Raw genomic sequence first — 9,511 nt, 5'->3', positions numbered from 1 at the left:
GGCCGGACCCCGGCCGTTCGCCTTTCGCGCACCGGCGCGGCCGTCGGTGCGGGGCGGGAGCGCATGCTCGAAGGGCGGCGCTACGCCTCCCCCGCGTCCACCACCCGCGCCACCAGTCCCAGCGACAGTTCCGCGCCGTCCACCAGCAGGGCCTCGACCGCGCGGGTCTCCGGGTCGATGTCGACCTCGACGCCGTCGCCGACGTAACGCGGGAAGCCCGACGCGCCCAGCTCTCCCGTGTAGTCCACGACGGCGGAGCGGATGACATCCTCGGGGAGCGTGGCGGGATTGTGCCCTTCGACGTGTTCGGGGACCACGATGATCCCGAAGCGCTGCGGTTGTGTGTTCATGCAGGCGACGCTAGACACCCACCGCCGCGCCCGCATGTCGCCCGGTGGGCACTACCGTGACCGGATGACGCATTCCACCGCCCCTTCGCCCGGCCCGCGGGGACCGCACGGCTCCACGCGCTCCGACGTCTTCGTCCATTCGCCCGGCAGCAGCGGCCCGGCCGCCACCACCGAGGCCGATCCCCTCCGCGCCGGGCCGGTCCGCACCTCGTACGCGCCGGACCGGGACGGCGATCCGGATCCGGGCGAGATCGTCTGGACGTGGGTGCCGTTCGAGGAGAACGACGGCCGCGGCAAGGACCGGCCGGTCCTGGTCGTGGCCAGGGAGGCGGCCGGCACGCTGCTGGCCGTCCAGCTGTCCAGCAAGCCCCACGACCACGACCGGGAATGGGTGCCGATCGGCGTGGGGCCGTGGGACGGCGCCGGACGCGAGTCGTGGGTGGATCTGGACCGGGTGCTGCGGGTGCACGAGACGGGGATGCGCCGTGAGGCGTCCGCGCTGGACCGGGCGCGGTTCGACCGTGTGGTGCGGCGGCTGCGGGAGCGCTACGGCTGGAGCTGAGCCCCGGCGGCGCCGGTCCGGTCGGCGAAGGCACGTCGGAACGCGGCGAGCGTCGGCGAGGTGCCTGCCCGGTCAAGCACGGCGAAGACGATCTCCTCGAAGTGGCCGGCGAACCGGCCGCCCCCGGTCAGCAGGGCCTGGAAGGCGCCGGCGACGGCTGCGGGGTCGTTGCGGAAGACGCCGCAGCCCCAGGCGCCGAGCACGAGACGGCGGTAGCCGCCGGTCACCGCGGTCTCCAGGACCCGTTCCGCCCGTGACGCGAGCGCGGCGGGGATGCGGTGGACCTCGCCCGGTGTGCGGAGTGCGACGACTCCCGCGTTGGGTGCGGGAGAGGTGAGGAAGCCGACCGTGAACGGCTGCTCCAACAGCCGCCCCCGGTCGTCGCGGAAGACCGGCACACCGGGCGAGAGAATCACCCGGTCGGTGTAGAAGACGCTGCGTTCCGACCGGTGGTGCTCGTAGAACTCGGGCACGCGCAGCAGCGTGGCGTACAGGGCGGACGCCCGGCAGAGCGCTTCCTCCTGGGCCTGCGCGCCGTTGAGGTAACCGCCGCCGGGATTACGGGCGGAGGCGAAATTCAGGACGGCGACCGGCCCCTCCCCGGCGCCGGTGAGCCGCTGGGCGGCCTCGGTGCTGCTCTCGCCCGTGACCTCGAAGCGGGTGATCCGGTCCCTGTCCGGTGAGACGGCCAGGGGCTCCGGTCCGTACATCCGTGTGCCCGCCAGTGCGGTGGCGAGCTGCTGACCGATCCGTACCTCGCGTCCGTCAGGAAGGCGGTACCCCCCGGCCCCGACGATCTCCTCGGTCTGCTTGGCGATTCCCCGTAGTCGTGCACTCATGCCCGACATCATCGGGAACCCCAGGTGACGGCGGCAAACACATTTTCGCTCCTCAGGGGCACTCTTGTGCGGACCCGCAGCGGTGGCCTTAGGTTGACAGAAGTCCCTTCGACAGGAGGAGCCGATCATGCACCGAGCGGGAACGGGCGACTTCAGCCGTCCGATGTCCGAGGACGAGGCCGAGGACCTGCTCCGATGTATCTGCTTCAAGACAGGTCCGCCCCGCACCCTGGGCGTGGAGGTGGAATGGCTGGTCCATGACCGTGAGCAGCCCGGGAAACCCGTGGCACCCGACCGCCTCAGGAGCGCCTTCGACGACATACGCGCCCTGCCCCTGACCTCCGTACTCACCTTCGAGCCCGGCGGCCAGCTGGAACTCAGCTCGCGCCCCGCCGCCTCCCTGATGGAGTGCATCGACTCCACAGCCGCCGATCTGGACGCCGTACGAACGGCCCTCCGTCCGGCAGGCCTCACTCTGAACGGCATGGGACTCGATCCCTGGCACCCGCCACGCCGGATCCTCCATGAACCGCGCTACGACGCGATGGAGAGATGCCTGGACCGCTCCGGCCCCTACGGCCGCTCCATGATGTGCAGCACGGCCTCTGTCCAGGTGTCGCTCGACACCGGTGAGGAGGAGCCGGGCCCGCTCGGGCACGGCCGCCGCTGGCGGCTCGCCCATCTCCTGGGCGCGGTCCTGCTGGCGGCCTTCGCCAACTCGCCCATGCTGGCCGGGCGTCCTACGGGCTGGCGCTCCACGCGGCAGGCGGTGTGGAACGTCCTGGATCCCGTGCGTCCGATGGCGCCTCCCCTGGAGGCGGAGCCGCGGGCGGCGTGGGCCGCGCACGCGCTGGACGCACCCGTCATGTGCGTACGGATGCCGGACGGGGCGTGGCCACTCCCCGAGGGCCTGACCTTCCGGGGCTGGCTGCGCTCCGGCGGACCGCGTCCGGCGACGCAGGAGGACCTCCGCTACCACCTGACGACGCTGTTCCCGCCCGTGCGGCCGCGCGGGCACCTGGAGTTGCGCATGATCGACGCGCAGCCCGGCGAGAACGGCTGGATGGTGCCGCTCGCGGTGACCGCCGCGCTCTTCGACGATCCCGAGGCGGCGGAGACCGTGTACCGCTCCCTCAAGCCGCTGGCCGAGTCCATGGGCGCCGGTGCCGCGCCGCGCAACGCGCTGTGGACGGCGGCGGCGCGGCACGGGCCGGCGGACGAGGAGTTGCGGAGCGCCGCCGTGGCGTGCTTCGGCGCGGCCCTGCAGGCGCTGGTACGCCTCGGCGCGTCGACGACCGTGCTCGACGAGGTGGCCCTTTTCAACGAACGCCATGTACTGCGGGGCCGGTGCCCCGCCGACGACCTGATCGCCTCCGTGGTGAAGGAGCCCGGCACATGACCGACCAGTTGCGGAGTCTGGCACTCGATGCGCTGACCCGTGCCCGTGACCGCACCGCCGCTCTCACATCCTGCGTCGACGACCGTGACCTGACCGCCCAGCACTCGCCGTTGATGTCACCGCTGGTGTGGGACCTGGCCCATATCGGCAACCAGGAGGAGCAGTGGCTGCTGCGCCAGGTCGGCAAGGGGGAGGCGCTCCGGCCGGAGATCGACTCCCTCTACGACGCGTTCGAGCATCCCCGGGCGGCCCGTCCTTCCCTGCCGCTGCTGGCGCCAGCGGAGGCACGGGTGTACGCCGCCGACGTGCGCGGCCGGGTGCTGGACATCCTGGAGCGCACCGCGTTCGAGGGCGGTCCGCTCGTCGACGCCGGCTTCGCCTTCGGGATGATCGCCCAGCATGAGCAGCAGCACGACGAGACGATGCTGATCACCCATCAGCTGCGGAAGGGGCCGCCCGCCCTGTCCGCGCCGGAGCCGCCCGCCCATGCCATCGGTCCGCTGCCGCGGGAAGTACTGGTGCCCGGCGGGGCGTTCACGATGGGGACGTCCACCGAGCCGTGGGCGCTCGACAACGAACGGCCCGCCCACCGGCGTGTCATGCCCGCGTTCCACATCGACACGACCCCGGTGACCTGCGGCGAGTACCAGGCGTTCATCGAGGACGGCGGCTACCACGAGCGCCGCTGGTGGGCAGCTGAGGGCTGGGACCAGATCCGGCAGCACGACATCGGCGCGCCGCTGTTCTGGCGCCGTGAGGGCGGGACCTGGCTGCGCCGCCGGTTCGGCGTCACCGAGGAAGTCCCGCCCGACGAGCCCGTGCTGCACGTGAGTTGGTACGAGGCGGACGCCTACGCGCGCTGGGCCGGCCGGCGGCTGCCGACCGAGGCCGAGTGGGAGAAGGCCGCCCGGCACGATCCGCAGACCGGCCGGGCCCGTCGCTACCCGTGGGGCGACGCGGACCCGACGGAGGCGCACGCCAACCTCGGCCAGCGCCATCTCCGGCCCGCCCCTGCGGGCAGCTATCCGCAGGGAGAATCGCCGCTGGGCGTACGGCAGCTCATCGGCGACGTGTGGGAGTGGACGTCGAGCGACTTCCTGCCCTACCCGGGGTTCGTCGCGTTCCCCTACCGCGAATACTCGGAGGTGTTCTTCGGGAGCGAGCACAAGGTGCTGCGCGGTGGTTCGTTCGCCGTCGACCCGGTGGCCTGCCGGGGCACGTTCCGCAACTGGGACCTGCCGGTGCGCCGCCAGATCTTCTCCGGCTTCCGCACCGCACGGGACGCGCAGCCCGCCGGCCCGGACGGGGGCGGCCTCTGATGTGTCGTCATATCGCCTTCCTGGGACGGCCAGAGCCCTTGGGGGCGCTGCTCGTCGAGCCCGAACACGGCCTGTTCCGCCAGTCGTGGGCGCCGCGCCGGCAGCGCTACGGCACGGTCAACGCGGACGGCTTCGGGGTCGGCTGGTACGCGGACGGCGACCCGGTTCCGGCCAGGTACCGGCGCGCGGGGCCGATCTGGGCGGACCTGTCCTTCACCGACCTGGCGCGGGTGGTGCGCAGCCACGCGGTGCTCGCCGCCGTGCGGGACGCCACCGCACCCGGCGCGGACGGCGAGGCCGCGGCGGCGCCGTTCGCCTCCGGGCCGTGGCTGTTCAGCCACAACGGGGCGGTGCGCGGCTGGCCGGCCTCGATGGGCCCGCTCTCCGCCGCGCTGCCGGCGGAGGAACTGCTGTCGATGGAGGCGCGCAACGACTCGGCGCTGCTGTGGGCGCTGGCGCTGCGCCGGCTGCGCGCGGGCGACTCGCCCGCCCAGGCACTCGCCGACACCGTCCGGGACACGGCCGCGGCCGCGCCCGGGTCCCGGCTGAACCTGCTCCTGACGGACGGCACGATGATCGCCGCGACCGCCTGGGGCGACACCCTCTGGTACCTCACCGAGCCCGGCCGGCGCACGGTCGTGGCCTCGGAACCGTACGACGACGATCCGCTGTGGCAGGAGGTGCCGGACCGGACGCTGCTCACCGCGACCCGCGCCGACGTCCTGCTGACCGAGCTCAAGGAGCCGACCGAGTGAGCCCGTTCCTGCTGACCCGCACCCTGCCCGAGGACGCGACCAACGCCGCGCTGCGGGCCGATGTGCTGCACGGACTGACCCGTACGCCCAAGACACTGCCGCCGAAGTGGTTCTACGACACCCGGGGCAGCGAACTGTTCGAGGAGATCACCCGGCTTCCCGAGTACTACCCCACCCGCGCCGAACGGGAGATCCTCGCCGAACGGGCGCCGGAGATCGCCGCGGCGACCGGGGCGCGCACGCTCGTGGAGCTCGGGTCCGGCTCGTCCGAGAAGACCCGTTTCCTGCTGGACGCCCTGCCCTCGCTGCACAGTTACGTGCCCGTGGACGTCAGCGAGAGCGCGCTGAAGGGTGCGGCGCAGGCCCTGCTGGCCGACCATCCGGGCCTGAACGTGCACGCCCTGATCGCCGACTTCACTCGCGGGCCGGAGCTGCCCGTGACGCCGGGGCCCCGGCTGGTCGCGTTTCTCGGCGGGACGATCGGCAACCTCCTGCCGGGCGAGCGGGCGCTCTTCCTGCGGTCCGTGCGGGCCATGCTGAATCCCGGCGACTTCCTGCTGCTGGGCACGGACCTGGTGAAGGACGAGTCGGTGCTCGTGCGCGCCTACGACGACGCCGCGGGCGTCACCGCCGAGTTCAACAAGAACGTCCTCGCGGTGCTGGCGCGGGAGCTCGGAGCGGACGTGGATCCCGGCGACTTCGACCATGTGGCGCGCTGGGACCGCGACAACGAGTGGATCGAGATGCAGCTGCGGGCCCGCTCCGCCCTCACGGTGAAGATTCCCGAGCTGGATCTGGTGGTGCCCTTCGAGGAGGGGGAGGAACTGCGGACGGAGGTGTCCGCGAAGTTCCGTCAGGACGGTGTGCGGACCGAACTCGCGCGTGCGGGAATGGATATGACGCACTGGTGGACGGACGGGGAGGGCAGGTTCGCGCTGTCGCTCGCGACGGCGAGCTGAGCGGCCAGCGCCAGTGAGCGGCGGTCGGGGTGGCTCCCCGGGAGGATCGGCGGCAGCAGCCGGACCTCCGCGGTGAGCCCCTCGGCCGCCGCGACCCGCCACAGGGACGCGAGCAGCGGATCGTCGCCGACGAACGCCGCCGCCCCGGTGGGCGAGTAGGTGACGCGAACGGGCTGGACGGCGGCGCCCGCGTCGAGCGCGGCCTGGAACGCGGCGGGCCGGAACCGTCCCCGGCCCCGCCCGCACCAGGTGGAGCCCTCCGGGAAGACGACGACCCGGGCCCCGCCGCGCAGTGCGCCCGCCATCGACGCCACGGCGGCGGGCAGCGCGCGCAACCGGTCCCGTTCCAGGAAGAAGGTGCCGCCGCGGGCGGCGAGCGGCCCGAGGACCGGCCATGAGCGGACCTCGCTCTTGGCGACCATCCGTCCCGGCAGGACCGAGGCGACCAGGGGGATGTCCAGCCATGAGATGTGGTTGGCGACGACCAGCGAGGCCCGCAGGTCGTGCGGCAGCCCGACGACGCTCACCCGCACGCCGAACGCCCGCAGCACGGCGCGCGACCAGAGACGGGTCAGCCGGTGGCGGAACGCCGCGCCGAGGAGGACGCCGAGGAGGCCCGCGACGGGGGCGAGCAGCAGGCCGCAGCCCACGGTCGCCAGGCCCGCCAGCAGCCGGGCGAGGGCCTTGAGCGGCCCGGCGACGGGCCCGTGGTGGGTCGCGCAGCCCTCGGGTGTGCAGGGCGCGCAGGGCAGCCAGGCGCTCATCGCACCGGGGCGAGGGAGAGGAAGTGCCGCAGGTACCGCGGGTCGGTGCGGCGCAGCGACAGCAGGACGTAGAGGTCGGCGACGTTGAAGTCGGGGTCGTGGGCGGGCGCCCCGCAGACCCACGCGCCGAGCCTTAGATAGCCGCGCAGCAGCGGCGGCAGCTCGGTGCGGCCGGCGGGGCGTGCGACGCCCTCCGCGTTCCACAGCTTGTGCGGGGTGACCCAGTGTTCCTCGGGCGCCAGGTTCTTGGCCCGCACGGTGTCCCAGGTCCCCGCGGCGAGGACGCCGCCGTCGGCGAGGGGGATCGAGCAGCAGCCCGCGAGCCAGTTGTGGCCGGTGCGGGTCATGTAGCGGGCGAGACCGGCCCAGATGAGGGCGATCACGGCGCCGTTGCGGTGCAGGGGGTGGACGCAGGAGCGCCCGACCTCGACGAGGTCGTCGCGGATCGGGTCGAGACGGGTGAGGTCGAACTCGCCCTCGGAGTAGAGGCGGCCGGCGACACGGGCTCGATCGGGCGGCAGCAGCCGGTAGGTGCCGACGACCTCACCGGTGTCCGCCTCGCGCACGAGCAGGTGGTCGCAGTAGGCGTCGAAGGCGTCGGAGTCCAGACCGGGCTCGGGTCCGTCGAGCCTGGCTCCCATCTCCCCGGCGAACACCTGGTGGCGCAGGCGCTGCGCGGCGCGCACCTCCTCCTGGTCGCGGGCGAGTGAGACGACGTACCGGGGTTGCTCGTGCTGGGGCGGCAAGGGAGCGGTCGGCTGTGCGGGCAGCGGAGCGGGGACGACGAGCGGCGATGCGGGCATGGCGGTCTCCTGTGCCGGACGGAGGGGACGGACCGCTGGTGCGGCGGCCCGGCTCCTTGTTTCTTCCGTGGCCGGCTGGATTCGACATGACCGCCCGGCGGAGAGCGGATGTGAGGACGCTGAATGCCGGGCAATGCGCGGCGGAGCGGATGCCGCCGCTCCCCTAGCACGGGGCCGCGCGCCCGTCGGTCCGGGTGCCGTCGACCGCTGCCGTCGATCCAAGCACCGGTGGGTCCGGGTGCCGTCGACCGCTGCCGTCGATCCAAGCACCGGTGGATCCGGGTGCCGTCGACCGCTGCCGTCGATCCAAGCACCGGTGGGTCCGGGTGCCGTCGACCGCTGCCGTCGATCCAAGTCCCGGTGGGTCCGGGTGCCGTCGACCGCTGCCGTCGACACGCGACCTCGGATCCGCCCGTCCCGTCAGGGCAGCAGCGCCGCCGTGATCCTGTCCGACGCCGCTCGCGCCGCGCGCGCCGGGTCCTGCCCCTGGAGGACGGCCGTCATGTACGGCTTGATGGGGTTGTCGGCCTCGACGGCGGCCCATTGCGGCGAGTTGGGAGTGGCCCTGCCCTTCGCGGCGCCGGCGGCCATCGCGGCCGTGCCCTCCCTGCCCTCGATGACACCGGCGAGCGTGGTCTTGTTGGGCACGTAGTTCATCGTGAGGGCGAGCTCGGTCTGCCATTCCTCGCTCGCGAGCGCCTTCACCACCTCGACGCCGGCGGATCTCTCCCGCGCGTTCTCGGGCACGATCAGGTCGGAACCGCCGATGAAGACCGCGCCGGGGGCCTCGGACGTCTTGCCCGGTACGGGGAAGAAGCCCAGCTTCCCCTTGAGGGCCGGATTGGCCTTCTCTATGAGGGGTGCCGCGCTCGGCACGGCGATGATCTGCGCGACGTCGCCCTTGGCGAAGACGTCCGTCTGGGACGGCGTCACCTCGTCGGCGTCCTTCGGCCCGTTCCCGTGCGACTGGAGCCGCTTGTAGAAGTCCATGCCGCGCAGGGCCGCCTCTGAGTGCAGGGCGCCTTCCCAGTTCCCGCCCTGCTCGACGGCCAGTTGCCCGCCCTCTTCCCAGACGAAGCCCGCGAGGGTGTACCAGTCCTGGCCCGAGAGGTAGATGCCCTGCCGGCCGGGGCCGTCCAGTTTCTCGGAGATCTCCAGCCACTCGGCACGGTCCTTGGGCGGCTCGGTGATGCCCGCCCGGGCGAAGAGGTCCTTGTTGTAGATGACGACCCGGTTGGCCGCGTACCACGGGATGCCGTACTGGGAGCCGTTGATGCTGCCCGGTTCCGCGAGACCGGGCAGCCAGTCCTCGCTGCCGAGGTCACGGACCGATTCGAGGGTCAGGTCGCGCAGCGCGTCGCTCTCCGCGTACTGGGCGACCTGGGTGTTGCCGACCTCGATGACCTCGGGGGCGTCGTCGCTCTCCAGCGCCGCCATGACCTTCTTGCCGATGCCGGTCCACTCCTGGAAGGTCACCTTCAGGTCGACGGACGGGTGCTGTTTCTCGTACTCGGTGGTGAAACGCTCGAGGAACTCGTCGGAGACGCTGTCCTTCATGAGCCATATGTCCACGGTGCTCTTGGGTGAACCGCCGGGGACCAGCCCGCAGCCGACGAGCGTGACGGCGCACACGAGCGCGGCGGACAGGGCGAGCGAGCGGTTCTTCACGTAGGTCACCTTCTGTGTGGCACGGAGGATCGACCCGACGTGGGGGAAGCGAGCGACGCTCGCACGGGTTGTGGCTGGATTTTGGTCTGTACC

Annotated in this window: 10 protein-coding genes; 5 read left to right on the top strand and 5 right to left on the bottom strand. The window is 72.6% G+C overall.

Going from position 1 to position 9,511, the window contains the following annotated elements:
* Positions 1-80 precede the first annotated feature (80 nt).
* Entirely contained in the window at positions 81-350 is a 270-nt protein-coding gene (locus ACWGH4_RS24065) for a hypothetical protein (RefSeq protein ID WP_453464368.1), read from the bottom strand.
* Positions 351-414: 64 nt separating this feature from the next.
* Between ACWGH4_RS24065 and ACWGH4_RS24060 the strand changes: the two genes are divergently transcribed.
* The gene (locus tag ACWGH4_RS24060) at positions 415-912 is read left to right on the top strand and encodes a type II toxin-antitoxin system PemK/MazF family toxin (protein ID WP_453464365.1); all 498 of its coding nucleotides are present in this window, start codon (positions 415-417) and stop codon (positions 910-912) included.
* Here the strand turns inward: ACWGH4_RS24060 and ACWGH4_RS24055 are convergent.
* The gene (locus ACWGH4_RS24055) at positions 897-1,751 is read right to left on the bottom strand and encodes a TIGR02452 family protein (RefSeq protein WP_453464362.1); all 855 of its coding nucleotides are present in this window, start codon (positions 1,749-1,751) and stop codon (positions 897-899) included. The two genes, ACWGH4_RS24060 and ACWGH4_RS24055, sit on opposite strands and share 16 nt — an antisense overlap.
* A gap of 127 nt (positions 1,752-1,878) precedes the next feature.
* Here ACWGH4_RS24055 and egtA point away from each other — a divergent pair, with 127 nt between their 5' ends.
* From egtA to egtD, 4 genes are read left to right on the top strand one after another with little or no spacing between them, the layout of a single operon-like run.
* On the top strand, positions 1,879-3,150 hold the full coding sequence (gene egtA, locus ACWGH4_RS24050) for an ergothioneine biosynthesis glutamate--cysteine ligase EgtA (protein WP_453464359.1): 1,272 nt from the start codon (positions 1,879-1,881) through the stop codon (positions 3,148-3,150).
* Entirely contained in the window at positions 3,147-4,469 is a 1,323-nt protein-coding gene (gene egtB, locus ACWGH4_RS24045) for an ergothioneine biosynthesis protein EgtB (protein WP_453464356.1), read from the top strand. The genes egtA and egtB overlap by 4 nt, the downstream gene beginning before the upstream one ends.
* Entirely contained in the window at positions 4,469-5,224 is a 756-nt protein-coding gene (gene egtC, locus ACWGH4_RS24040; RefSeq protein ID WP_453464353.1) for an ergothioneine biosynthesis protein EgtC, read from the top strand. The genes egtB and egtC overlap by 1 nt, the downstream gene beginning before the upstream one ends.
* The gene (gene egtD / locus ACWGH4_RS24035) at positions 5,221-6,183 is read left to right on the top strand and encodes an L-histidine N(alpha)-methyltransferase (protein WP_453464350.1); all 963 of its coding nucleotides are present in this window, start codon (positions 5,221-5,223) and stop codon (positions 6,181-6,183) included. The genes egtC and egtD overlap by 4 nt, the downstream gene beginning before the upstream one ends.
* Here egtD and ACWGH4_RS24030 read toward each other — a convergent pair.
* The 3 genes from ACWGH4_RS24030 to ACWGH4_RS24020 all read right to left on the bottom strand — a co-directional run bounded on the left by ACWGH4_RS24030 (position 6,078) and on the right by ACWGH4_RS24020 (position 9,418).
* On the bottom strand, positions 6,078-6,947 hold the full coding sequence (locus tag ACWGH4_RS24030; protein WP_453464347.1) for a lysophospholipid acyltransferase family protein: 870 nt from the start codon (positions 6,945-6,947) through the stop codon (positions 6,078-6,080). The genes egtD and ACWGH4_RS24030 overlap by 106 nt on opposite strands.
* Entirely contained in the window at positions 6,944-7,750 is an 807-nt protein-coding gene (locus ACWGH4_RS24025; protein ID WP_441262196.1) for a GNAT family N-acyltransferase, read from the bottom strand. The genes ACWGH4_RS24030 and ACWGH4_RS24025 overlap by 4 nt, the downstream gene beginning before the upstream one ends.
* A gap of 420 nt (positions 7,751-8,170) precedes the next feature.
* Positions 8,171-9,418, bottom strand: coding sequence for an extracellular solute-binding protein (locus tag ACWGH4_RS24020; RefSeq protein WP_453464343.1), 1,248 nt, complete (start codon positions 9,416-9,418; stop codon positions 8,171-8,173).
* Positions 9,419-9,511: the final 93 nt, after the last annotated feature.

The sequence above is a fragment of the Streptomyces sp. NPDC054847 genome (assembly GCF_053610925.1).
Note: the sequence above shows the minus strand (reverse complement) of the source record. Positions and strands in the feature narration are given on the sequence as shown.

What these genes read in the sequence shown, in the direction of transcription:
- ACWGH4_RS24065 (WP_453464368.1), bottom strand. Translation starts at nt 350, where the DNA reads ATGAACACACAACCGCAGCGCTTCGGGATCATCGTGGTCCCCGAACAC.
- ACWGH4_RS24060 (WP_453464365.1), top strand. Translation starts at nt 415, where the DNA reads ATGACGCATTCCACCGCCCCTTCGCCCGGCCCGCGGGGACCGCACGGC.
- ACWGH4_RS24055 (WP_453464362.1), bottom strand. Translation starts at nt 1,751, where the DNA reads ATGAGTGCACGACTACGGGGAATCGCCAAGCAGACCGAGGAGATCGTC.
- egtA (WP_453464359.1), top strand. Translation starts at nt 1,879, where the DNA reads ATGCACCGAGCGGGAACGGGCGACTTCAGCCGTCCGATGTCCGAGGAC.
- egtB (WP_453464356.1), top strand. Translation starts at nt 3,147, where the DNA reads ATGACCGACCAGTTGCGGAGTCTGGCACTCGATGCGCTGACCCGTGCC.
- egtC (WP_453464353.1), top strand. Translation starts at nt 4,469, where the DNA reads ATGTGTCGTCATATCGCCTTCCTGGGACGGCCAGAGCCCTTGGGGGCG.
- ACWGH4_RS24030 (WP_453464347.1), bottom strand. Translation starts at nt 6,947, where the DNA reads ATGAGCGCCTGGCTGCCCTGCGCGCCCTGCACACCCGAGGGCTGCGCG.
- ACWGH4_RS24025 (WP_441262196.1), bottom strand. Translation starts at nt 7,750, where the DNA reads ATGCCCGCATCGCCGCTCGTCGTCCCCGCTCCGCTGCCCGCACAGCCG.